This window comes from Streptomyces sp. NPDC003697 (assembly GCF_053587115.1).
This window is the reverse complement of the sequence record NZ_JBSFNN010000096.1, coordinates 1-22,822: the sequence shown is the minus strand read 5'-3', so window position 1 is coordinate 22,822 and position 22,822 is coordinate 1. Positions and strand designations below refer to the sequence as shown.

At 72.1% G+C, this 22,822-nt stretch carries 23 protein-coding genes, 5 tRNA genes and 1 pseudogene; 10 read left to right on the top strand and 19 right to left on the bottom strand.

The window, feature by feature from the left end; translation table 11 throughout:
- On the bottom strand, positions 1-608 hold a 608-nt coding region (locus ACWDNY_RS27475; protein ID WP_451648474.1), incomplete at its 3' end, for a DAK2 domain-containing protein.
- 265 nt (positions 609-873) lie between these two features.
- On the opposite strand from ACWDNY_RS27475, the gene rpmB reads away from it, so the two are divergent.
- The gene (gene rpmB / locus ACWDNY_RS27470) at positions 874-1,059 is read left to right on the top strand and encodes a 50S ribosomal protein L28 (RefSeq protein WP_451648473.1); all 186 of its coding nucleotides are present in this window, start codon (positions 874-876) and stop codon (positions 1,057-1,059) included.
- Positions 1,060-1,393: 334 nt separating this feature from the next.
- Here rpmB and thiD read toward each other — a convergent pair whose 3' ends face one another.
- Positions 1,394-2,203 (bottom strand): bifunctional hydroxymethylpyrimidine kinase/phosphomethylpyrimidine kinase, encoded by an 810-nt coding sequence (gene thiD, locus ACWDNY_RS27465; RefSeq protein WP_451648472.1) that lies wholly within the window; start codon positions 2,201-2,203, stop codon positions 1,394-1,396.
- Positions 2,200-3,165, bottom strand: coding sequence for a thiamine-phosphate kinase (locus tag ACWDNY_RS27460; protein ID WP_451648471.1), 966 nt, complete (start codon positions 3,163-3,165; stop codon positions 2,200-2,202). The genes thiD and ACWDNY_RS27460 overlap by 4 nt, the downstream gene beginning before the upstream one ends.
- A gap of 193 nt (positions 3,166-3,358) precedes the next feature.
- Between ACWDNY_RS27460 and ACWDNY_RS27455 the strand changes: the two genes are divergently transcribed.
- Together ACWDNY_RS27455 and ACWDNY_RS27450 are read left to right on the top strand one after the other, a co-directional pair.
- Positions 3,359-3,592 (top strand): Lrp/AsnC family transcriptional regulator, encoded by a 234-nt coding sequence (locus tag ACWDNY_RS27455; protein ID WP_451648470.1) that lies wholly within the window; start codon positions 3,359-3,361, stop codon positions 3,590-3,592.
- 20 nt (positions 3,593-3,612) lie between these two features.
- A complete protein-coding gene (locus ACWDNY_RS27450; RefSeq protein WP_451648469.1) occupies positions 3,613-4,095 on the top strand; it encodes a DUF3515 domain-containing protein in 483 nt (160 codons plus the stop codon).
- Between the two features lie 214 nt (positions 4,096-4,309).
- Here the strand turns inward: ACWDNY_RS27450 and ACWDNY_RS27445 are convergent, their stop codons facing one another.
- From ACWDNY_RS27445 to ACWDNY_RS27435, 3 genes are all read right to left on the bottom strand, one after another.
- Complete coding sequence (locus tag ACWDNY_RS27445; protein ID WP_451648468.1) at positions 4,310-5,467, bottom strand: D-alanine--D-alanine ligase family protein; 1,158 nt, start codon at positions 5,465-5,467, stop codon at positions 4,310-4,312.
- A 133-nt stretch (positions 5,468-5,600) separates the two neighbouring features.
- Positions 5,601-6,611, bottom strand: a complete 1,011-nt coding sequence (locus tag ACWDNY_RS27440; protein WP_451648467.1) for an NAD(P)H-dependent glycerol-3-phosphate dehydrogenase — start codon at positions 6,609-6,611, stop codon at positions 5,601-5,603.
- Positions 6,608-7,393, bottom strand: coding sequence for a lysophospholipid acyltransferase family protein (locus tag ACWDNY_RS27435; protein WP_451648466.1), 786 nt, complete (start codon positions 7,391-7,393; stop codon positions 6,608-6,610). The genes ACWDNY_RS27440 and ACWDNY_RS27435 overlap by 4 nt, the downstream gene beginning before the upstream one ends.
- Positions 7,394-7,577: 184 nt before the next feature.
- Between ACWDNY_RS27435 and cofC the strand changes: the two genes are divergently transcribed.
- Positions 7,578-8,258, top strand: coding sequence for a 2-phospho-L-lactate guanylyltransferase (cofC, locus tag ACWDNY_RS27430; protein ID WP_451648465.1), 681 nt, complete (start codon positions 7,578-7,580; stop codon positions 8,256-8,258).
- A 9-nt stretch (positions 8,259-8,267) separates the two neighbouring features.
- The gene (locus ACWDNY_RS27425; protein WP_361504632.1) at positions 8,268-8,471 is read left to right on the top strand and encodes a hypothetical protein; all 204 of its coding nucleotides are present in this window, start codon (positions 8,268-8,270) and stop codon (positions 8,469-8,471) included.
- Positions 8,472-8,553: 82 nt separating this feature from the next.
- Here ACWDNY_RS27425 and ACWDNY_RS27420 read toward each other — a convergent pair whose 3' ends face one another.
- From ACWDNY_RS27420 to leuC, 4 genes are all read right to left on the bottom strand, one after another.
- Positions 8,554-9,174, bottom strand: coding sequence for an HU family DNA-binding protein (locus tag ACWDNY_RS27420; protein ID WP_451648464.1), 621 nt, complete (start codon positions 9,172-9,174; stop codon positions 8,554-8,556).
- A 136-nt stretch (positions 9,175-9,310) separates the two neighbouring features.
- On the bottom strand, positions 9,311-9,541 hold the full coding sequence (locus ACWDNY_RS27415; protein ID WP_451648463.1) for an SCO5555 family protein: 231 nt from the start codon (positions 9,539-9,541) through the stop codon (positions 9,311-9,313).
- Between the two features lie 306 nt (positions 9,542-9,847).
- Positions 9,848-10,441 (bottom strand): 3-isopropylmalate dehydratase small subunit, encoded by a 594-nt coding sequence (leuD, locus tag ACWDNY_RS27410; RefSeq protein ID WP_451648462.1) that lies wholly within the window; start codon positions 10,439-10,441, stop codon positions 9,848-9,850.
- Between the two features lie 5 nt (positions 10,442-10,446).
- On the bottom strand, positions 10,447-11,880 hold the full coding sequence (leuC, locus tag ACWDNY_RS27405; protein ID WP_451648461.1) for a 3-isopropylmalate dehydratase large subunit: 1,434 nt from the start codon (positions 11,878-11,880) through the stop codon (positions 10,447-10,449).
- Between the two features lie 187 nt (positions 11,881-12,067).
- Between leuC and ndgR the strand changes: the two genes are divergently transcribed.
- Positions 12,068-12,784 carry an IclR family transcriptional regulator NdgR gene (ndgR, locus tag ACWDNY_RS27400; RefSeq protein WP_112469680.1) on the top strand — a complete coding sequence of 239 codons (717 nt, stop codon included), beginning with the start codon at positions 12,068-12,070 and terminating at the stop codon, positions 12,782-12,784.
- A 393-nt stretch (positions 12,785-13,177) separates the two neighbouring features.
- Here the strand turns inward: ndgR and ACWDNY_RS27395 are convergent.
- The 9 genes from ACWDNY_RS27395 to ACWDNY_RS27355 form a co-directional block, all read right to left on the bottom strand.
- Positions 13,178-13,250: transfer RNA gene (locus tag ACWDNY_RS27395), tRNA-Glu, on the bottom strand.
- Positions 13,251-13,278: 28 nt separating this feature from the next.
- Positions 13,279-13,350 (bottom strand) — tRNA-Gln (locus ACWDNY_RS27390).
- Positions 13,351-13,371: 21 nt separating this feature from the next.
- Positions 13,372-13,444: transfer RNA gene (locus ACWDNY_RS27385), tRNA-Glu, on the bottom strand.
- A 61-nt stretch (positions 13,445-13,505) separates the two neighbouring features.
- Positions 13,506-13,578 (bottom strand) — tRNA-Glu (locus tag ACWDNY_RS27380).
- A 38-nt stretch (positions 13,579-13,616) separates the two neighbouring features.
- A tRNA-Gln gene (locus ACWDNY_RS27375) sits at positions 13,617-13,688 on the bottom strand.
- A gap of 93 nt (positions 13,689-13,781) precedes the next feature.
- Positions 13,782-14,513: an HAD family hydrolase gene (locus ACWDNY_RS27370; protein ID WP_451648460.1), complete on the bottom strand. Its 732-nt coding sequence runs from the start codon at positions 14,511-14,513 to the stop codon at positions 13,782-13,784.
- 133 nt (positions 14,514-14,646) lie between these two features.
- Positions 14,647-16,122: a glutamate--tRNA ligase gene (gltX, locus tag ACWDNY_RS27365; RefSeq protein WP_451648476.1), complete on the bottom strand. Its 1,476-nt coding sequence runs from the start codon at positions 16,120-16,122 to the stop codon at positions 14,647-14,649.
- Positions 16,123-16,162: 40 nt separating this feature from the next.
- Positions 16,163-16,948, bottom strand: coding sequence for a fumarylacetoacetate hydrolase family protein (locus tag ACWDNY_RS27360; RefSeq protein WP_451648459.1), 786 nt, complete (start codon positions 16,946-16,948; stop codon positions 16,163-16,165).
- Positions 16,949-17,123: 175 nt separating this feature from the next.
- Complete coding sequence (locus tag ACWDNY_RS27355; protein ID WP_451648458.1) at positions 17,124-17,312, bottom strand: hypothetical protein; 189 nt, start codon at positions 17,310-17,312, stop codon at positions 17,124-17,126.
- 602 nt (positions 17,313-17,914) lie between these two features.
- On the opposite strand from ACWDNY_RS27355, the gene ACWDNY_RS27350 reads away from it, so the two are divergent.
- The 4 genes and pseudogenes from ACWDNY_RS27350 to ACWDNY_RS27335 all read left to right on the top strand — a co-directional run.
- The gene (locus ACWDNY_RS27350; protein WP_451648457.1) at positions 17,915-21,781 is read left to right on the top strand and encodes a nitrate- and nitrite sensing domain-containing protein; all 3,867 of its coding nucleotides are present in this window, start codon (positions 17,915-17,917) and stop codon (positions 21,779-21,781) included.
- A 9-nt stretch (positions 21,782-21,790) separates the two neighbouring features.
- A complete protein-coding gene (locus ACWDNY_RS27345) occupies positions 21,791-22,204 on the top strand; it encodes a roadblock/LC7 domain-containing protein (RefSeq protein WP_451648475.1) in 414 nt (137 codons plus the stop codon).
- Between the two features lie 111 nt (positions 22,205-22,315).
- Positions 22,316-22,714 carry a DUF742 domain-containing protein gene (locus ACWDNY_RS27340; protein ID WP_019058642.1) on the top strand — a complete coding sequence of 133 codons (399 nt, stop codon included), beginning with the start codon at positions 22,316-22,318 and terminating at the stop codon, positions 22,712-22,714.
- Positions 22,695-22,822 (top strand): annotated as a pseudogene (locus tag ACWDNY_RS27335) (ATP-binding protein); the annotation flags it as partial. The gene ACWDNY_RS27340 and the pseudogene ACWDNY_RS27335, both read left to right, overlap by 20 nt.

The window sequence follows — 22,822 nt, the reverse complement described above, 5'->3', positions numbered from 1 at the left end:
GCCGCGGAGGACGGGGCACGGTATGGCGGACGGCACGACGATGCGGGCGTGGGCGGTGACCACCCCCGGACCGGTGGAGCAGGATCCTCTCGAGCCGAGGCCACCGACAGCACCGTGCCCTCCACCGGGTGCGCCACGGCCTGCCGGGCCGAGTCGGCGGCGCGCCGCAGGGCGAGCCGCAGGCCCGGTGCGTCGGTGTGAGGCCGCTCACCGTCCGCGGCGAGCACCTGGGCCATGCCGCGCAGCAGCTGCGCGAGGATCGTGCCGGAGTTGCCGCGCGCCCCGATGAGCGCGCCGTGGGCCATCGCGCGTGCGGCGTCGGCCAGTGACGGGCCCGCGGGCCCGGGGTCGTCCCCCGTCTTCCGCGTGCCGTTCCCGCCGGTCGCGCCGCCGCCCGCTGCGCCGGCCTCGTGGCCGGCGAACACCGCCTCCACTGCCGTGGCGGCGGACTCGACGGTGAGGTAGAGGTTGGTGCCGGTGTCCCCGTCGGCGACGGGATAGACGTTGATGGCGTCGATCTCCTCGCGCGCCCGTCCCAGTGCGCGCAGCGCCAGACCGCACCAGGTGCGCACCGCGAGAGCATCGAACGTCTGCGGCACCTGCGCCACCTGCGCCTCCCTGAGCTGCTGGACTGGACGCAGACTAGACCCCGGGGCGGTGCCGGACCGGAGTAGGGGCGGAGGGGCCCGGCGGCCGCCGTGGTAGTTTCGTTCTACGGGCGCAGCCGTTGTATGCTGCTCCGGTTGCCCGATCCCGGTCGGGCCATTCCCCCTGGCAACGCCACTCAGATCGCGAATGCTCCTGGAGCGCGTGATCTTGATCCCGGCATGCCGGGATCAACCGTAAGTGCATCTGAAGTCTTTGGAGTGACCCGTGGCTGCCAACTGCGACGTCTGCGGCAAGGGGCCGGGCTTCGGCAACAACATCTCGCACTCGCACCGCCGTACGCCCCGTCGCTGGAACCCGAACATCCAGCGTGTGCGTACCGTGGTGAGCGGGACGCCGAAGCGCGTGAACGCTTGCACCTCGTGCATCAAGGCCGGCAAGGTCGGGCGCTGACGCGACAGCTGAGCGCGCGGCCACTGCCTGGTTCGCTGCACTGAGCCGGTCCACCCCGAGTGGTGGACCGGCTTTTTGCCGTACCCGCGGGCAGGTCCCGCGCGTACGCCCGTCCACCGTGCCGCCCGCGCGTACGTGACCCGGGGCTCCGCCCCCGTGTACGCGCCCTCGGGCCCGTCCCGCGCGACCTGGGGCCCGGACGCCCGCACCAAGGCCGGGGCCCGCCCAGGCTGGCCCCGCCCCGCCCCTACTGCCGGCTGCTCGCCTCCCGGACGACGGCGGGCTTCTTCAAGCGGCTGACCGAGAAGGCCCCCGCCGACATCGAGCTGCCCGTCTACCCCGTCCGAGACCGCAGGGCCCATCCGTGGTCCACGGGCCCGATCCCGCCGCCGAGCGCGAACCCGGCGGCGATCGCCCCGGTGACGTACTCCTTGGCCGCCGCCACGGCCCGCGGCACGGACTGCCCCTTGGCGAGCTGCGCGGCGATCGCCGACGCGAGGGTGCAGCCCGTGCCGTGGGTGTGCCGGTTGTCGTGCCGCGGGGCGCGCAGCCAGTGCTCCTCGGAGCCGTCGGTGAGCAGGTCGACGGCGGCGCCGGCGAGGTGGCCGCCCTTGATCAGGACCCAGCGCGGCCCGAACGCCAGCACGGCCCGCGCCGCCTCCCGCAGGTGCTCCTCCGACTCCACTCGCATGCCGGTCAGTTGGGCCACCTCGTCGAGGTTGGGCGTGGCGACGGTGGCCAGCGGCAGCAGACGGGTGCGTACGGTCTCCAGCGCGGACGCGGCCAGCAGCGGGTCCCCGTGCTTGGAGACGCCCACCGGGTCGACGACCGCCGGGACGTCGGTGCCGGCGATCAACTCGGCCACCGCCCCGACGAGTTCCGCCGAGGCCAGCATGCCGGTCTTCACGGCCTGGACGCCGATGTCGTCGACGACGCTGCGGTACTGGGCCCGCACCGCCTCCACGGGCAGTTCCCAGGTGCCCTGGACGCCGAGGGAGTTCTGCGCGGTCACCGCGGTGACCACGCTCATGCCGTGCACACCGAGCGCGAGCATCGTCTTCAGGTCGGCCTGGATCCCGGCGCCGCCGCCGGAGTCGGAGCCGGCCACCGTCAGCACCCTGGGCGGTGCGCCGTGCGCGCTCATGACTCGATGTCCCCGAAGTGGTCCCAGCCGCCCTGTCGGGCCCAGGGCGCCCCGTCCACCGTGACCTGCGGCAGGGCGGACGGGTTGAGCACCTCGCCGATCACCTTCCAGCGGGCCGGCAGCTTCACGTCCGGCGGGAACGTCGCCACGATCGCGTGGTCCTCTCCCCCGGTGAGCACCCAATGGAGCGGGTCGACGCCGACGGCCTGCCCGATGTCGTGCATCTGGGAGGGGATGTCGACGGCGCCGGAGCGGATGTCGATGCGAACCTTGCTCGCCTCCGCGATGTGCCCGAGGTCGGCGATCAGCCCGTCGCTGACGTCGCACATCGCGGTGGCGCCGAGCCCGGCGGCCGCGGGGCCCGCGTGGTACGGCGGTTCGGGGCGGCGGTGGGCCTCGACGAAGGCGCGCGGGGAGCGGAAGCCGCGGGAGAGCACCGCGTATCCGGCCGCCGACCAGCCGAGCCAGCCGGTCACCGCGACGAGGTCGCCGGGCTGCGCGCCGGCGCGGGTCACCGGCTCGTGGTTGCGCAGATCGCCGAGGGCGGTGATCGACACCGTGATGGTGTCGCCCCGTACGACGTCGCCGCCGACCACGGCGGCGCCCGCGACCTGGCACTCGTCGCGCAGGCCGTCCATCAGCTCGGTGGGCCAGGTCACCGGCAGGTCGGCGGGGACGACCAGGCCGAGCAGCAGCGCGGTCGGCACGGCGCCCATGGCCGCGATGTCCGCGAGGTTCTGCGCGGCGGCCTTGCGGCCCACGTCGTAGGCCGTGGACCAGTCGCGGCGGAAGTGCCGCCCCTCCAGCAGGATGTCGGTGCTCGCCACGACCCTGCGGTCGGGGGCGGCGACCACTGCGGCGTCGTCGCCGGGGCCGACCCGGACCGCCGGGGTGGTGGTGAGACGGGAGGTGAGCTCCCTGATGAGCCCGAACTCCCCGAGCTCACCGACAGTGCCCTTCATTGTCCTTTCACCCCTTCTGTACCTGTCCGTTCCCGGTCGCGCGTCAACACGGTCCTCGCCACCGTCGCGTCTGTCGTACCTTCATCCCGGCGCGCGATGCGTGGTCCGCCCGGGTCTCCCCGCGGCGAGCGGCGACGCGGTACCGTGGCGTTCCTTTTCCCCACACGATCCTCGTGGCCGCCCTGGAGGTTCCGTGGTACAGGCGTACATCCTGATCCAGACCGAGGTCGGCAAGGCGTCGACCGTCGCGCAGACGATCGGCTCGATCCCGGGGGTGATCCAGGCCGAGGACGTGACCGGGCCGTACGACGTGATCGTGCGCGCGCAGGCCGACACGGTCGACGACCTGGGACGCATGGTGGTCGCGAGGGTGCAGCAGGTGGACGGCATCACCCGCACCCTGACCTGCCCGGTCGTGCATCTCTGACCCCCGTCTACCCTTGGCCGGTGAACTCTTTGCGTCACCGGCTCATCGGTCCGCCCGTCCTCGCCGTGCTGGTCGCCGCCGCGGGCTGCTCCTCGGCGGACCACGGCGCCACCGCGGCGGTACCCCACCCGGACGCGGCGACGGCGAAGCTGTGCCGCGCCCTGGACAGGGCACTGCCGCGGACGGTGGACGGGGCGAGCCGCCAGGACCCCGAGCCCGCCTCCGCGCTGACCGCGGGCTGGGGAAGCCCGGCGATCATACTGCGCTGCGGTGTGCCCCGGCCCGCCGAGCTGAACGACCCGGAGGCCGAAGCGGCCGGGGTGAACGGCGTGGACTGGCTGCTGCAGGAGCAGGGCGACGGATCGTTTCGCTTCACCACCACCCTGCGCCTGGCGTACGTGGAGGTGACGATCCCCGCGGGGCGCAGGTCCCACGGCGTCGCGCCGCTGGTGGGCCTGGCGCCCGCCGTGCGCAAGACGATCCCCATCGGGATCGCCGACTGAGGGCTGTCGGCGGATCAAGTCGGGGGACCGACGGCACCTTGCAGCCCGCGTCTCCGGCAGGACCCGCCGCGCAGCCGGCCTCCGGGGGCGCGCGCCGTCCGGATCGGCCCGGGTCCGCGCCGCTCCCCCGGCCCGGCGGCCGGCCGGTGCGCCCGGGCGCGGCCCCTCGCCGCGGTGGACCACCGCCCGGGGACGCGCGTTCTCCGGCGCGTCGTCAGCGCAGACCGGTCGGGCGGCGCAGGGCGGCCTGGATGAGACGGTCCACCAGTTCGCCGTAGGCGATCCCGCTCGCCTGCCACATCTGCGGGTACATCGAGATGGGCGTGAAGCCGGGCATGGTGTTGATCTCGTTGATCACGAACTCGCCGTCCTCGGTGAGGAAGAAGTCGGCGCGCACCAGGCCCTCGCAGGAGGCCGCCTCGAACGCCTCGACGGCGAGCCTGCGCACCTCGGCGGTCTCCTCCTCGGTCAGCGGCGCGGGTACGACGCCGGGCGTGGAGTCGATGTACTTGGCCTCGAAGTCGTAGTAGGCGTGCGTCTCGGGCGGCGGGATCTCGGCCGGCACGGAGGCGCGCGGGCCGTCCTCGAACTCCAGCACGCCGCACTCGATCTCGCGGCCCCGCAGCGCCGCCTCCACGAGGATCTTCGGGTCGTGCCGCCGGGCCTCCTCGATCGCCTCGTCGAGGCCGGAGAGGTCCTCGACCTTGGTGATGCCGATCGACGAACCGGCCCGGGCGGGCTTCACGAACAGCGGCCAGCCGTGCTCGCCGGCCAGGTCGACGACCTTCCTGCGGGCGGCGGACGGGTCCTGCTCCCACTCGCGCGGCCGGATCACCACGTACGGGCCGACCTTGAGGCCGAAGGAGGTGAAGACCCGCTTCATGTACTCCTTGTCCTGGCCGACGGCCGAGGCGAGCACGCCCGAGCCCACGTAGGGCACGCCGGAGAGCTCCAGCATGCCCTGCAGCGTGCCGTCCTCGCCGTAGGGGCCGTGCAGCACCGGGAAGACCACGTCCACCTCGCCGAGCGCCTTGGGCACCGAGCCGGGCTCGCTGTAGACGACCTCCCGGCTGGCGGGATCGACGGGGAGCACCACGCCGCCGTCACCCGGCTCGGCGAGTTCCTCGACGCTGGGCGTGCGGCGGTCGGTGATCGCCATGCGCTCCGGCTCGTCGGCGGTCAGGGTCCAGCGGCCGTCCCGTGTGATGCCGATCGGCAGGACCTCGTACTTGGTCCGGTCGATGGCACGCAGCACCGCGCCGGCGGTGACGGTGGAGATCCCGTGTTCGGAGCTGCGCCCGCCGAACACGACGGCCACACGCGGCTTGCGGGTCGGCTGCTCGGGGCTCTGGGGGAGGTTCTCGGTGCTCATATCGCGATGAGAGTACCCGCTGGTATCCGCCACGTCAGCGCCCGCTCACCATGGTCGCTCAGCGTCGCACGGACGGTCGCTCAGCGTGGTGCGGATGGCCGAAGAACGGTGCGGGGGCACACCCCCGCACCGTTCAGCCGCGCTCCGGTTTGGCGCTGCGCGACATCAGCTCCTTGAGGGCGACGACCGGCGGCTTGCCCTCGTGCACGATGCCGACCACGGTCTCGGTGATGGGCATGTCGACGCCGTGGCGGCGGGCCAGATCCAGCACCGACTCACAGGACTTGACGCCCTCGGCGGTCTGCCGGGTGACCGCGATGGTCTCCTGCAGGGTCATGCCCTTGCCGAGGTTGGTGCCGAAGGTGTGGTTCCGCGACAGCGGCGAGGAGCAGGTCGCCACCAGGTCGCCGAGGCCGGCGAGCCCGGAGAAGGTCAGCGGGTCCGCGCCCAGGGCGACGCCCAGCCGGGTGGTCTCGGCGAGCCCGCGCGTGATGAGCGAGCCCTTGGCGTTGTCGCCGAGCCCCATGCCGTCCGCGATGCCGACGGCCAGGCCGATGACGTTCTTCACGGCGCCGCCGAGTTCGCAGCCGACGACGTCGGTGTTGGTGTACGGGCGGAAGTACGGGGTGTGGCAGGCCGCCTGCAGGCGCCGGGCCACGTCCTCGTCGGTGCAGGCCACCACGGCGGCGGCCGGCATGCGGGCGGCGATCTCGCGGGCCAGGTTCGGTCCGGTGACCACGGCGATGCGGTCGGCGTCGACCTTGGCGACGTCCTCGACGACCTCGCTCATCCGCATGGCGGAGCCCAGTTCGACGCCCTTCATCAGGGAGACGAGGACCGTGCCGGGGGCGAGCAGCGGCGTCCACTCGGCGAGGTTGCCGCGCAGCGTCTGCGACGGGACGGCGAGGACGGTGAAGTCGGCGTCGTGGGCGGCCTGGGCGGCGTCCGTCGTGGCCCGCAGGTTCTCCGGCAGTTCGACGCCGGGCAGGTAGTCGGGGTTGGTCCGGGTGGAGTTGACCGCTTCGGCGAGGTCGGCGCGGCGGGCCCACAGGGTCACCTCGCAGCCGGCGTCGGCGAGGACCATGCCGAAGGCGGTCCCCCACGATCCGGTACCGAAGACGGCCGCCTTGACCGGCTTGCTCACGTGCTCAGCTCCTCTCCCTGCCCGGCCGGTGCGGCCTTGCCGTGCATCTGCGCCTGGGTCCGGCGGCGCTGCTCCCTGCGCTCCCGCTGCGGGTCGTACGGGGTGCCGGGCGCCTTCTCGCCGCGGATCTCCTCCAGCTGGCGGGTGACGGCCGCCATGATGGCCGCGGTCGCCTCCTTCAGCAGTTCCGGGGTCATCTCCCGGTCGTAGAAGCGCGACAGGTCCACCGGCGGCCCCGCCAGCACGCGGTGGGTCTTGCGCGGGAAGAGGTGCAGCTTCTTGCTGTACGGCGGCAGGAGCTCGTTGCCGCCCCACTGGGCGACGGGAATGACCGGGCACTTGGTGCGCAGGGCCACGCGGGCGGCTCCGGTCTTGCCGGTCATCGGCCAGCCGTCGGGGTCGCGGGTGAGGGTGCCCTCCGGGTAGAACGCGACGCACTCGCCGCGCTCGACGGCGTCGATCGCGGACCGGAAGGCGCTCAGCGCGTCCGTGGATTCGCGGTAGACGGGGATCTGCCCGGTGCCGCGCATCGCGGCACCCACGATCCCCTTCTTGAAAAGGCCGCTTTTGGCCAGGAATCGAGGCACCCGTCCGGTGTTGTACTGGAAATGTCCGTAAAGGAAGGGATCGACGTGTGAATTGTGGTTCACCGCGGTGATAAAGCCGCCGTCGGCCGGAATGTTCTCCATTCCACGCCAATCCCGCTTGACCAGAACCACCAGCGGCGGTTTGCAGATCACCGCTGCGAAGCGGTACCAGAAGCCGATTCTGCGGCGGGGCACGCGGTCACCTTCCTCTAGGACCTGGGGGCCGCACAAGTGTCGCCCCAGGCCGCCGGTCTGTCGAGAACACCGTACGCCCGCCCGAAGACCGTCATGTCGTTCGGCAGGCGCTTCGCGCCCCCGCGCGCACCGGCATCGCGGGCGGGCGGGGACAATGGGGGCGACAAGGGAGGGACGAACGCGCGTGCAGTGGACCTTGGTCATCCCCCTGAAGCCCCTGGCGCGGGCGAAGAGCCGGCTCGCCGACACCGCCGGGGACGGGGTGCGTCCGGAGCTCGCCCTCGCATTCGCCCAGGACACCGTCGCGGCCGCGCTGGACTGCCCGGCGGTGCGCGACGTGGCGGTCGTCACGGACGACGCGCTGGCCGGGCGGGAGCTGGCGGCACTGGGGGCCGTGATCGTCCCGGACGATCCGCACGACGGGCTGAACGCCGCGCTGACACACGGCGCGACGGTCGTGCGGGCCTTGCGCCGCGCCAGTGCCGTCGCGGCCCTGAACGCCGACCTCCCCGCCCTGCGTCCCGCGGAACTGACCCGGGTCCTGGACGCGGCAGCGGAATTCCCCCGCGCCTTCCTCGCGGATGCCGCGGCGGTCGGCACGACCCTGCTGTCGGCCGGCCCCGGCCGGGAACTGCTGCCGGCCTTCGGCACCGGTTCCCGCGCCCTGCACCGGGCGTCGGGTGCGGTGGAACTGTCGCCGGGCGCGGTCGACTCCGTACGCCAGGACGTGGACACCGGCGCGGACCTGCGCGCCGCACTGACCCTCGGCGTGGGACCGCGCACGGCCGCGGTGGCCGCGCGACTCCTCGGGCCGGTCCGGCCGCCCGGGTCGGCGAGCCGTCCCGGCGCCGCCGCGGGGCAGTAGGCTGCCGTCATGCAGGCGACCGCGTACAGGTACGACCCCGAAAGCCGCAGCGGGCAGGTGCTCCTGGACGACGGCACCCCGGTGCCCTTCGACGCGCCGGCGTTCGACGCGGGTGGCCTCAGGCTGCTGCGCCCGGGGCAGCGGGTGCGCATCGAGACGGAGGGCGAGGGAGCGGCCCTGCGGATCACCCTGGTGACGCTGCAGACCTTCTGAACGGGCCGGACCGTGCCCCGAACACGCCGCGGGCCGGGCTCCCTAGGGGAGTCCGGCCCGGCGTGTGAGTGCCCTCGCGCCCCTACTTGCCGCGGGCGGTGGTCTTCTTGGCGGTGGTCTTGCGGGCGGTCGACTTCTTGGCGGGGGCCTTGGTGGCCGTCGCCTTCTTCGCCGGGGCCTTCTTGGCCGTCGTCTTCTTCGCCGCGGTCTTGGTGGCCGCGCTCTTCTTGGCGGCCGCGGTGGTCTTCTGCGCGGTCGTCTTCTTGGCGCCGGCCGCGGTCTTCTTCGCGGCGGCCTTCTTCGCCGCCGCGCCCGTCGTCTTCTTCGCCGCGGCCTTCTTGCCGGCCGACTTGGCGATGGTGGGGGGCGGGCCGGAGAGGCTGCCCTTGGGCGCCTTCTTGACCGCGATGTCGTTCTTCGGGAGCTTCTTCGAGCCGCTCACCAGATCCTTGAAGCCCTGGCCGGACCGGAAGCGGGGAACGGAGGTCTTCTTGACCCGGACACGCTCGCCCGTCTGCGGGTTGCGTGCGTAGCGGGCCGGGCGGTCCACCTTCTCGAAGGATCCGAAACCGGTGACCGAGACCCGGTCACCCGCGACCACCGCGCGGACGATGGCGTCCAGTACCGCGTCGACGGCATCGGCGGCCTGCTGCCGGCCGCCCATCTTGTCGGCAATCGCTTCCACGAGCTGCGCCTTGTTCACGTCTTCCCCTTCGGAGACCTGGCCGGAACGAAAGTGTTCAAGCGTTTTCGCACGTTAGGCAGATATATACCGCAAATCAAACACGAAACGGCCTAATCACCCTTGTGCCGCAGCAGACTCGGCGGTCCCGGGCTGTTCAGCCTTCCTCTTCGGGGATTCGGCCCTGGTCGAGGTCGGCCGTGAACCTCTCCAGCCGCCTTGCCGCACCGGCGGGATCATGCTTGGCCCCGGCCGTGATGACCAGCAGCTTCCGGGTCAGCGCCATCCGTACGCCCTCCGGGACTTGCAGTGCGCGCACCCTGGAGTGCGCTTCCTTGAGCTGGGCCGCGACCGCCGTATAGATCTGGAGTTGGCCGTCGTTGTCCATGCACAGATTGTGCCATCTAGGGCGAGTTGTCGCCTGCGCAGGGGACAACTGCCGCCGTCGACGGCACGCCCGGCGGCTGCCGCGGCCAGGCCCTCGGCGGGTCGCCTACCCCCGCAACATGCCTCTTAACGTGGGACGTTGAGGGGTGGCGCGGTGGCTCACCGGGGTCCGGGCGCCCCAAAACAGCTGTACCCCCGATCGTGAGGATCGGGGGTACAGCGGGGGTGTCGCGGTGGCCGAAACCCGACCGGCCACCGGTGCGGCCGGTGATCTCCTCAGGGCTGGATCACCGGCGGCGGCACCGGATCAGACCGGCAGCGTCCGCGGCTTGAAGGACGGGCGCCCGGCCTCGTAGGCGGCGATGTCGGCCTCGTTCTGCAGGGTGATGGAGATGTCGTCCAGGCCGTTCAGCAGCCGCCAGCGGGAGTTCTCGTCCAGCTCGAAGGAGGCCGTGATCCCCTCGGCACGCACCTCGCGGGCCACCAGGTCGACGGTCACCTCGGCCTGCGGGTCCCGTTCGACGAGCTCCCACAGCGCGTCGACGGTCCTCTGCTCCAGCACGACCGTCAGCAGGCCGTTCTTCAGCGAGTTGCCGCGGAAGATGTCCGCGAAGCGGGCGGAGATCACGGCCTTGAAGCCGTAGTTCTGCAGCGCCCAGACGGCGTGCTCGCGCGAGGAGCCGGTGCCGAAGTCGGGGCCGGCGACCAGGACCGAGGCGCCCTGCCGCTCCGGCCGGTTGAGCACGAACTCGGGGTCCTTGCGCCAGGCCTCGAACAGCCCGTCCTCGAACCCGTCGCGCGTGACCTTCTTGAGCCAATGGGCGGGGATGATCTGGTCGGTGTCGACATTGCTGCGGCGCAGCGGGACGGCCCGGCCGGTGTGGGTGGTGAAGGCTTCCATGATTCTCAGACTCCAGCGGGCGTGCGGGCGGCGTTGGCTTCGGTCAGGTCGGCCGGGGAGGCCAGCCGGCCCGTCACTGCGGTGGCGGCGGCGACCTGCGGCGACACCAGGTGCGTCCGGCCGCCCTTGCCCTGCCTGCCCTCGAAGTTGCGGTTGGACGTGGACGCCGAGCGCTCGCCCGGGGCCAGCTGGTCGGGGTTCATGCCGAGGCACATCGAGCAGCCCGCGTGCCGCCACTCGGCGCCGGCCTCCTTGAAGACCACGTCCAGGCCCTCGGAGACGGCCTGCAGACCCACGCGCGCGGAGCCCGGGACGACCAGCATCCGTACGCCGTCGGCGACTTTGCGGCCGCGCAGGATCTCGGCGGCGGCCCTCAGGTCCTCGATGCGGCCGTTGGTGCAGGAGCCTACGAAGACGGTGTCCACCCCGATGGAGCGCAGTGGCTGACCGGCCTCCAACCCCATGTACTCCAGGGCCTTTTCGGCGGCCAGGCGCTCCGAAGCGTCTTCGTACGAAGCCGGGTCGGGGACGGACGCCGAAAGCGGCGCGCCCTGGCCGGGGTTGGTGCCCCAGGTGACGAACGGCGACAGTTCGGCGGCGTCGATGACGACCTCGGCGTCGAAGACGGCGTCGTCGTCGGTGCGCAGGGTCCTCCAGTAGGCGACCGCGGCGTCCCAGTCCTCGCCCTGCGGGGCGTGCGGCCGGCCCTCGAGGTAGTCGAAGGTGGTCTGGTCCGGGGCGATCATGCCCGCGCGGGCGCCGGCCTCGATGGACATGTTGCAGATGGTCATCCGGGCCTCCATCGAGAGCTTCTCGATGGCGGGGCCGCGGTACTCCAGGACGTAGCCCTGGCCGCCGCCGGTGCCGATCCTCGCGATGATCGCCAGGATGAGGTCCTTGGCGGTGACACCCTCGGGCAGTTCGCCGTCGACCGTGATGGCCATGGTCTTCGGACGGGCCATCGGCAGCGTCTGGGTGGCCAGCACGTGCTCGACCTGCGAGGTGCCGATGCCGAAGGCCAGCGCGCCGAAGGCGCCGTGCGTGGAGGTGTGCGAGTCGCCGCACACGACCGTCGTGCCCGGCTGGGTCAGGCCCAGCTGCGGGCCGACGACGTGCACGACGCCCTGCTCGACGTCGCCCAGCGGGTGCAGCCGGACGCCGAACTCCGCGCAGTTCCCGCGCAGTGTCTCCAGCTGGACCCGGGAGACCGGGTCGGCGATCGGCTTGTCGATGTCGAGGGTCGGGGTGTTGTGATCCTCGGTCGCGATGGTGAGGTCGAGCCGGCGCACCGTCCGGCCGCTCTTGCGGAGGCCGTCGAAGGCCTGGGGGCTGGTCACCTCGTGCAGCAGGTGCAGATCGATGAAGAGGAGGTCGGGCTCGCCCTCGGCGCGCCGGACGACGTGGTCGTCCCAGACCTTCTCCGCGAGTGTCCTACCCATCGCTTTCCCTTCGGCCGGACGCGAACGCCCGACCCAACTAGAGATCTTGAGGAGACGGCGCCCGCGCCCCCCACCGGGCGTACGCCACCGAGCCCGCCGGTTCCACGGGCCGCTGTGACTACCAGGGTGGCGCGTCCCACGGGAATTTGAACTTGCGTTTCACAGAGTGAGACGGGAGTATCGTTGCATGGACAACAGTAGCGGCGTCGGCGTTCTGGACAAGGCGGCCCTCGTCCTGAGCGCTCTGGAGTCCGGTCCGGCCACCCTCGCGGGCCTGGTCGCGGCGACCGGACTGGCACGACCCACGGCCCACCGGCTGGCCGTGGCCCTGGAACACCACCGTCTGGTGGCGCGCGACATGCAGGGCCGGTTCATCCTCGGCCCCCGCCTGGCGGAACTGGCCGCGGCCGCCGGTGAGGACCGCCTCCTCGCCACCGCGGGCCCGGTGCTCACCCACCTCCGCGACGTCACGGGCGAGAGCGCGCAGCTCTACCGCCGCCAGGGCGACATGCGCATCTGCGTCGCCGCGGCGGAGCGCCTGTCCGGACTGCGGGACACCGTCCCGGTCGGCTCGACGCTCACGATGAAGGCGGGCTCGTCCGCACAGGTACTGATGGCCTGGGAGGAGCCCGAGCGGCTGCACCGCGGTCTGCAGGGCGCCCGCTTCACGGCGACGGCCCTGTCCGGCGTGCGGCGCCGCGGCTGGGCCCAGTCGATCGGCGAGCGGGAGCCCGGCGTCGCGTCCGTCTCCGCGCCCGTGCGTGGCCCCTCCAACCGCGTGGTGGCAGCGGTCTCGGTCTCCGGACCCATCGAGCGCCTGACGCGCCACCCCGGCCGCATGCACGCCCAGGCCGTCATCGACGCCGCCGCCCGCCTCTCCGAGGCCCTGCGCCGCTCCGGCTGAACCGCCGCCCCCGCCCGTACCCGACCGCCGGAAGGGCCCGCCTCAACGCCGCGGCAGACCCTTCCGGCCGGACCACCGGGGCCGGCGCCCCACACCGGCCGCGCCCGCCCTTCGCAACCCTCAGGGCTACCGGAGCCGCTCCGCGGCGCTCTCGCCGCGCCGGGGCGACCGGCACGACCCCCGTGGCCCTGCCCGGCCCGTACGTGGGCATGTTCACGTGGACCGACTCGTGCGCACCGGCCCGTTCGGCCACGATCAACCAGTACCTGTGCGAGGCCCGCTGCCCCGGCCGCGGGATCACGAACACCCGGGCCACGAGATCGTCGGAGCGCCGGCGAGGTGCCCCGGACAACGCCGAAGGGCCCTCCCGAGGGAGGGCCCTTCCTTTGTACGTACCCCCGACCGGATTCGAACCGGCGCTACCGCCTTGAGAGGGCGGCGTGCTAGGCCGCTACACAACGGGGGCGTGGACTCTGCGTTTCCGCAGGTCCGAGCTGGTCTACCTGGACTCGAACCAAGACTAACTGAACCAGAATCAGTCGTGCTGCCAATTACACCATAGACCAATGATGGTTTAGACCAGTCAGTACCCCCGACCGGATTCGAACCGGCGCTACCGCCTTGAGAGGGCGGCGTGCTAGGCCGCTACACAACGGGGGCCCTGGCGATCCTGCGTCGAGGGCGACGGGAGCGACCCGATCATCCTCGCGGGAAGGATCTGTACCCCCGACCGGATTCGAACCGGCGCTACTGCCTTGAGAGGGCAGCGTGCTAGGCCGCTACACAACGGGGGCTTGCGGATGTGATCCGCAGTGCAGATGAGCTCTGCGAGCTGGCCTACCTGGACTCGAACCAAGACTAACTGAACCAGAATCAGTCGTGCTGCCAATTACACCATAGGCCACTGGAACGCAAGCCCCTGAGGGGATCTCGTCCTAGTTGTTGCACTTCCGGTGGCCGGCCTTTCGGCCCGCTCCCCGGCGGCGCAGGAAGAACACTACCCGAAGGTGGACGGGGCTCCAAAACGACTATCCGCACCGAGCAGCGCGGGCAGTTCGGCGAGGGAGGCGATGCGCCGCGGACCCACGGGCGGTTCGACCGTCGCCCGGGCGCCGACGCGGTCGATCCACACCGAGAGCAGCCCGGCCTCGGCCGCGCCCCGGCCGTCGATCTCCGGGTGGTCCCCGACGTAGGCGACCCGGCGGGGCGGCAGCCCGAGCGCGTCGCACGCCGCCCGGAAGGCGGCGGGCTCGGGCTTGGACACCCCGAGCTCGGCGGCGCACAGGATGACTTCGAAGCGGTCGTGGACCCCGAGGGTGCGCAGCTTGCGGTCCTGGACGGCGAGACTGGAGTTGGAGAGCACCGCGTGCCGGTGGCTGGCCGCGAGTGCGTCCAGGACGGGCAGGACGTCGGGGAAGAGCGCCCAGGCGGTCTCGTAGTGCGTGACGTACCGCAGGAACCACTCGTCGGCCTCGGCGTCGGTCATCTCCCGCTCGAGGAAGACCCGGGTGCGGTCCCGCCGCTGCGTGATGTAGTCCACCTCTCCGGCCGCGAACCGGGCCCACTGGCTCTCGGTGACCTCACGCCAGCGGGTGAGGACGTCCTCCACGGACGCGTATCCGTCCAGCAGCCCCTCGGCCGCGAGGTGGGCCCGCAGGCCCTCCCGGTCCGCGGTGGTGTAGTCGAACAGGGTGTCGTCGACGTCCCAGACGACGGCTTCGATGGCCATACCACCGACGGTACCGGGAACCGGGCCGGCCGGGGCCGGTTGCGGCGAAGAGGCGGCACCCGGTCCGGGTGCCGCCCCTCGCGGCTTGGGCAGAAGTCCGATCGGCGCGGCGTCCGTCGCGCGTGCGGACGGATCAGCCGGCGAGCCTCGCCAGCGCCGCGTCGATGCGGGCCAGCGTCCGCTCCTTGCCCAGGACCTGCAGGGACTCGAAGAGCGGCAGGCCGACCGTGCGGCCGGTGACGGCGACCCGGACCGGAGCCTGCGCCTTGCCGAGCTTGAGACCGTGGGCCTCACCGGCGGCCAGGACGGCCTCCTTCAGCGACTCCGCGGACGTCCAGTCGGCCGCCTCGAGCTTCTCGCGGGCGGTGCGCAGCAGGGCGTCGGAGCCCTCCTTCATCGCCTTGGCCCAGGACGCCTCGTCCAGGACCGGCTCCGGCAGGAACAGGAAGTCGACGTTGTCCGTGATCTCGGAGAGGACCTTCAGGCGGGTCTGCGCGTGCGGCGCGATCGCCTGCCACTTGGCCTCGTCGAAGTCCTCCGGCGCCCAGGGGGCGAACGGGGCCTGCAGCCACGGGCGGCAGCGCTCCGTGAACTCCTTCACGTCGAGCATGCGGATGTGGTCCGCGTTGATCGCCTCGCACTTCTTCAGGTCGAAGCGCGCCGGGTTGGGGTTCACGTCCGTGATGTCGAAGGCCGCGACCATCTCGTCGATCGAGAAGATGTCCTGGTCGCCCGAGAGCGACCAGCCCAGCAGCGACAGGTAGTTGAGCAGTCCCTCGGGGAGGAAGCCGCGCTCGCGGTAGAGGTTGAGCGAGGACTGCGGGTCGCGTTTGGAGAGCTTCTTGTTGCCCTCGCCCATCACGTAGGGCAGGTGACCGAAGCGCGGGACGCCCTTGGCGATGCCCAGCTCGATCAGGGCCCGGTACAGCGCGATCTGGCGCGGGGTCGAGGAGAGCAGGTCCTCGCCGCGCAGCACGTGGGTGATCTCCATCAGGGCGTCGTCGACCGGGTTCACCAGCGTGTAGAGGGGCGCGCCGTTGGCGCGGACGATGCCGTAGTCCGGCACGTTCTCCGCGGTGAACGACAGCTCGCCGCGGACCAGGTCGTCGAAGGTGATCGTCTCGTCCGGCATGCGGAAGCGCACGATCGGCTCGCGGCCCTGGGCCTTGTACTCCTCGACCTGGGCGGCGGTCAGGTCACGGCAGTGGCCGTCGTAGCCGGAGGGCCTGCCGGCGGCGCGGGCGGCCTCGCGGCGGGCGTCCAGCTCCTCCTGCGAGCAGTAGCAGTGGTAGGCGTGGCCGGCGTCGAGGAGCTTCTGCGCGACGTCCTGGTAGATGTCCATGCGCTGCGACTGGCGGTAGGGCGGGTGCGGGCCGCCGACCCCGGGACCCTCGTCCCAGTCGAAGCCCAGCCAGCGCATCGCGTCGAGCAGCTGGTTGTAGGACTCCTCGGAGTCGCGGGCCGCGTCGGTGTCCTCGATGCGGAAGACCAGGGTGCCCTCGTGGTGCCGGGCGAACGCCCAGTTGAACAGGGCGGTGCGGACCAGGCCCACGTGGGGGTTACCGGTGGGCGACGGGCAGAATCGGACGCGTACGGGGGATTCGGGCATCCCCTGCTCGAGCGAAGCCGAGGGCTTGGGGAGGGGTGCGCTAGCCACGCTTGACAACCTTGTTGGTGAGAGTGCCGATGCCTTCGATGGTGACGGCGACCTGGTCGCCGACGTTCAGGGGGCCGACCCCCGCCGGGGTGCCCGTGAGGATGACGTCGCCGGGCAGCAGCGTCATGGCCTCGGAGATGTTCGCGATCAGGTCCTCGATCGGGTGGATCATCTCGCTCGTCCGGCCCAGTTGCCGCTGTTCGCCGTTCACGGTGAGCTGGACGGTCAGGTCGCTCGCGGCGGCGAGGTCCAGGCCGGTCTCGATCCAGGGCCCCAGCGGGCAGGAGGTGTCGAAGCCCTTGGCCCTGGCCCACTGCTTCTCGCGCCGCTGCACGTCGCGGGCGGTGACGTCGTTGGCGCAGGTGTAGCCGAGGATGACGTCCTGGGCGCGTTCGCGCGGGACCTCCCGGCACATCCGGCCGATGACGACGGCCAGCTCGGCCTCGTGGTGCAGTTCCTCGGAGAAGGAGGGGTACTGGATGTCGTCACCGGACCCGACGACCGAGGTGGAGGGCTTGAAGAAGGCGAACGGGGCGTCCGGCACCTCGTTGCCGAGTTCGCGCGCGTGCTCGGCGTAGTTGCGGCCGAAGGCGACGACCTTGCTGGGCAGGACCGGCGGCAGCAGCCGTACCTTGCTCAGCGGCACCTTCGTGCCGGAGAGCTCGAATTCCGCGAACGGGATGCCCTTGATGATGTCGAGGACGAGCTCGTCCGGCTTGTCGCCCTCGACCGCGCCGAAGGCGACGTTCCCGTCGATGGAGAACCTGGCGATGCGCACGGGATCCTTGCGCCCCTTACCTGAGCTGGCTGGAGGTCTGACGCTCCAGGCTAACGCGGCAGGGGGCCGGCGCCTCGCGCATCGGGTGCGCACGCGACCAGGGGCGCCCCGATGGACGAGGCGCCCCTGGTCTTCGTCGCGGACCGGACTGAGCACCCGCCCGCCGGTCCGCGTACTACTCCGGGACGGCGGCGGTGGCCGGGACCTCCATCAGGACCGTGCGCCTGGGGTTGGCGGTCTGGGCGGGAAGGGAGACGGAGTGCTCCGGCAGCTCCGGAATCTGCAGGTCGTCGGCGTCCGCGAGGTGGGCCAGCGTCGTGCGTCGCGGGTTGGCGATCTTGCGGAACATCATCGTCGTCTTCACGGTTGTACGAGACCCTGTCGTGTCCGGGCGTCCGGAGGGGTCAGGGACCACCACGCGGGCGCGGGTTGTCGGATTTGCCATCTCTGTAAAGCGTCAGGCTAAACATGCAATTCCCGGCGGAAGTCGTGAAGACCCGATGATCCGGGTGTGAGTTTGCTCACGTCTCCATCGACATACCGGTCCAAATGCGACCCGCTCCCCACCCCAGCGAAACGGACATTGGCCACCTGAAGCCACCATTCCGCTCCTGATCATGGCGACTGGGACACCTGGGCGGCCTCGGCGGATCGCACGGTAATGCCCGCTATGCGGCAGATCGCTTTCGACGGCCTGTGACACGCCACTCACCGACTGTCACCAAGGTCACGGGCTGACCCACGGGCCTTGTTGGAGATCCGGCACTGTGCTGGAATTCCACGGACCGCCGCAGGATCGAGCCGGCGCGCAGGGGGCGCAACGCAGCGCCGAGTGGCGGCGGGAAGGGGGAGCCAGCGCCGGTCACTCACGACCACCAGTGGGGCGTATTCAGGGCGCCCCCCACGACGCCGACACCGTCCTCCCGCTCACGCGGAGGGACGCCTGGTCCAGAGGTTGCGACGCTAGTGCAGGGACGTTTCAAGAGGGATGGCAGCGCTTCGGCGGAGCCGGAGCCGCACGGCGGGACTGGCCAGACGGCCGTCAGCTCCTCGCCCCAGCACGCCCAGAACCCGGGCCCGGGTCCGTCCGGCGACGGCGGTGAGCGCCCCGGGCGCTCCGGCGTCTCCACGCCCGCAGGCCCCGCTCCGGCCGCGAAGCCGGCCAGGAACCAGGCCGCGGCCGGCCCCGGCTCCCGTGTGGCACTGCGCAACTGGCGCATCTCCACGCGTCTGGTGTCACTGCTCGCGCTCCCCGTGGTCGCGGCGACCTCGCTGGGCGCGCTGCGCATCAACCAGTCCATGGACGACATCCAGCAGCTCGACAACATGAAGCTGCTGACGGACATGACCAAGCAGGCCACCGAGCTGGCCGCCGCGCTCCAGGAGGAGCGCGACCAGTCCGCCGGCCCGCTGGCGCACCCGTCCACCGCGAGCGCGATCACGGTCAAGGGCTACCGGGAGAAGACCGACCGGGCCCGCGACAACTTCCTCACCAGCTCCGAGGAGATCGACGGCGCGAGCAAGGACGGCAACCTCCAGGGCGTGCGCGACACCCTGGTGGGCCTGGCCACCGAGCTCAACGGCCTGAACAAGATCCGCAAGAACGCGTACACGGCCGAGGACAACTCCACCCAGACGGTCGAGGCCTACCACCGGCTCATCACCCAGCTGCTCAGCCTCTCGCAGGACATGGCCGAGGCGACCAGCAACCCGGACATGATCCAGCGCACGCGCGCCCTGGCGGCCTTCTCCTCCGCCAAGGAGTACGCGTCCGTCCAGCGGGCCGTCATCGCCGCCGCGCTGCCCGCCAACAACACCACCTTCGGCGACCTCTCCGAGAACGACCGGCTGTACGCGGAGTCGGCACTGGAGAGCCAGACGTCCGAGCTCGGCAGCTTCCGCAACATCTACGGCGACGGCGCCGAGGAGCTCATCAAGCCGATCGACGAGGGCAACCCGACGATCGAGTCCGCCGACGTCTACGCCAGCCGCGTCCTGGCCCAGCCGAACAGCCTGCGCGGGCTGGACAAGCGCTCCTACCGCGACTGGGTGGACGACAGCTCGACCAAGATCGAGCAGATGAAGAAGATCGAGCACACGCTGCTCGAGGACATGGAGCAGAAGGCCCGCCAGCTGCGCAGCGCCACCGAGCGCGACGCGATCATCTCCGGTGCGCTGATCCTGCTCGTCCTCGGCGTGTCGCTGGTCGGCGCCTTCGTCGTGGCCCGCTCCATGATCCGCTCGCTGCGCCGGCTGCAGGAGACCGCGACGAAGGTCGCCCAGGACCGCCTGCCCGAGCTGGTCAAGCAGCTCTCGGAGGCCGACCCGCAGGACGTCGACACGTCCGTGGAGTCGGTCGGTGTGCACTCCCGGGACGAGATCGGCCAGGTGGCCGCGGCCTTCGACGACGTGCACCGCGAGGCGGTCCGCCTCGCCGCCGAGCAGGCCCTGCTGCGGGGCAACGTCAACGCGATGTTCACCAACCTCTCGCGCCGCTCCCAGGGTCTGATCCAGCGCCAGCTGTCGCTCATCTCCGAACTGGAGTCCCGCGAGGCCGACCCGGACCAGCTCTCCTCCCTGTTCAAGCTCGACCACCTCGCGACGCGCATGCGCCGTAACGGTGAGAACCTCCTCGTCCTCGCCGGTGAGGAGCCGGGCCGCCGCTGGACCCGCCCGGTCCCGCTGGTCGACGTGCTCCGCGCCGCCGCCTCCGAGGTGGAGCAGTACGAGCGCATCGAGCTCGCCGCGGTCCCGACCACCGAGGTCGCCGGCCGCGTCGTCAACGACCTCGTGCACCTGCTCGCCGAGCTGCTGGAGAACGCGACCTCGTTCTCCTCCCCGCAGACCAAGGTCAAGGTCACCGGTCACGCGCTGCCCGACGGCCGGGTGCTGATCGAGATCCACGACACCGGCATCGGCCTCTCCCCCGAGGACCTCGCCGCGATCAACGAGCGGCTGGCCTCGCCGCCCACCGTGGACGTCTCCGTCTCCCGCCGCATGGGTCTGTTCGTGGTCGGCCGCCTGTCGCAGCGCCACGGCATCCGCATCCAGCTGCGCCCCTCCGACTCCGGCGGTACGACGGCCCTCGTCATGCTTCCCGTGGACGTCGCCCAGGGCGGCAAGAAGCCGGCCCCGGGCAAGCCCGGCGCGCAGGCCGCCGGTGGCCCGGCGGCCGCTCAGGCCGCCGCCGGCGCCGCCGCGGCGCGGCGCGGGAACGGCCAGGGCGGCCCCGGCTCGGGTGCCGCGGGCGGCACCGGACGTCTCGGCGCAGGTCCCGGTCCGCGGGGCCAGGTCGGCGGCGGTCCCGGCTCGCGGGCCGCGCTGCCCGGCGCGGGCAACCGTCCCGGCGCGCCGGGCGGACCGCGTGGCCCGCAGGGACCGTCGGCGCCGCAGCAGGGCCGTCCGTCCTCCGCCGGAGGTGGCTTCGGCGCGGGCCAGGGGCCGGGCGCCGCGCAGGGTGGGCGGGCGGCCGGCACGGGTGCCCCGCAGGGCTTCGGTGACGGCAACCGCCAGGACGGCGTCGGCGGCGGCCCCCGCGGTGTCCCCCCGCGGGGCGCCGGTGAGCAGGGCCGGCAGCCGCAGCTGCCGCCGCGCGGTGGACCGCGCGCGGAGCTGCCGGGCGGCACCGCCCCGGCCCGCGACCAGGGCTGGAACAAGGACCGTGCCGCGCTCGACGCCCCGCGCGGCCACGACGAGCAGGACCGCGCGCAGACCTCCACCCCGGCGCCGAGGGACGAACGGCACGGCCCGGGCTCGACCACGGAGATGCCGGCGATCCCGGCGGCCGGCGACCGGCAGGGTCCCGGCTCCACGTCCGAAGTCCCCCGCCGCGACTTCGACGCCCCGCGTGGCCAGGCCGGCGGCGCCGCCCAGACAGGCGGCCGGTTCGCGCAGCCGGGCCCCGGTTCCCCGGAGGGCCCCGGACAGTTCGTCCGCTCGGACGTCTTCGGCACCCCGGCCGGGCAGGGCAACCCCTCCGGTACCAGCCAGTACCCCGCCCCCCAGGGGTACGGCAACGGGAGCACCGGCCAGTACCCCGCACAGCAGGGCTACGGCAACGGCTCCACCGACCAGTTCGACGCCCCGCAGAGCTACGGCAACGGGAGCACCGGCCAGTACCCCGCACAGCAGGGCTACGGCAACGGCTCCACCGGCCAGTTCAGCGCTCCGCAGGGCTACGACGACGGCTCCACCACGGGCCGGCACGCCCTGCCCGCCCGCCAGGACCCGTCGTCGACGGGCCAGTTCGAGCGGCCCCAGGCCGGTGGCCAGGGTGGTTTCGCCGCCCAGCGCCCGCCGGCCCCGCAGCAGCGTTCCGCCCGTCCGGCACCCGACGACAGGAGCGCCTCGCAGCGGCCCGACGAGGGCCGGGGACCGGGCGACGGGTGGGCTCTTCCGCCCGCCGCGGGTCCCGGTGACGGACGCACGCCGCTGTACGACACCCTGGAGACCAACTGGTTCCGCGGTGAACGGAAGCAGGGCGGCAGCCCGGCTCCGGCTCCGCAGCAGCCTCAGGCCTCCTCGGCCCCCCAACGTCCCGCGGCCACCGGCTGGCGCAGCTCGCCGAACGACGAACTCGTCCGGCAGGCCGAGCGCGTCAAGCAGCCGGCCGCGGGCGGAGTCACCACCTCCGGCCTGCCGCGCCGGGTGCCCCGGGCGAACCTCGTCCCGGGCACGGCTCAGCAGCAACAGCACCAGAGCGGTCCGCAGGTCTCGCGTGCGCCCGATGACGTACGCGGCCGGCTGACCAATCTCCGTCGGGGTATCGCACAGGGTCGTCAGGCCGGCAACGGCCAGACGGGCAGCTTCCCCACTCACCAGCAGGAGCGTTAGTTGAGCCCGATGAGCCAGGCGGCACAGAACCTCAACTGGTTGATCACCAACTTCGTGGACAACACCCCCGGGGTGTCCCACACCGTCGTGGTGTCCGCGGACGGACTCCTTCTGGCGATGTCCGAAGGCTTCCCCCGCGACCGCGCCGACCAGCTCGCGGCCGTCGCCTCCGGGCTCACCTCGCTGACCGCGGGCGCCTCCCGGATCTTCGAGGGCGGGAGCGTGGCGCAGACGGTGGTCGAGATGGAGCGCGGGTTTCTCTTCCTGATGTCCATCTCGGACGGGTCGTCCCTGGCGGTCCTCGCCCACCCCGAGTGCGACATCGGCCTGGTGGGCTACGAGATGACACTGCTCGTCGACCGCGCGGGCGCGGTCCTCACGCCCGATCTGCGCGCCGAACTACAGGGCAGTCTGCTCCACTGACCGGCCCCGGTACCACCCGCCTCACCAAATCACCGTCCGGCCGCCACAATCCCCCCACCGGCCCCGTCCGACGGCTTGCCTGACCGACTTGCTGTCCCGCCCGGAGGATTCATGACCCCGCCCACCGCCTCTCATGATCCGTACGCAGAGCCGTACGGGGACGAGGGCGACCAGCCACTGGTTCGGCCGTATGCGATGACCGGTGGCCGGACCCGGCCGCGCTATCAGCTCGCCATCGAGGCGCTGATCAGCACCACGGCCGACCCGGCAGCGCTCATGGGACTGCTCCCGGAGCACCAGCGGATCTGCCATCTGTGCCGCGAGGTGAAGTCGGTCGCCGAGGTCTCGGCGCTGCTGGCCATGCCGCTGGGCGTGGCCAGGATCCTCGTCGCGGACCTGGCCGAGGCCGGCCTGGTGGCCATCCACCAGCCGGGCGGCGACGAGAACAACGGCGGCGCACCGGACGTGACGCTGCTCGAAAGGGTGCTCAGTGGACTTCGCAAGCTCTGACGGAGGCCGGGCGACCACCTCCGCGAAGATCGTGGTGGCGGGCGGCTTCGGCGTGGGCAAGACCACGTTCGTCGGCGCCGTCTCGGAGATCAACCCGCTGCGCACGGA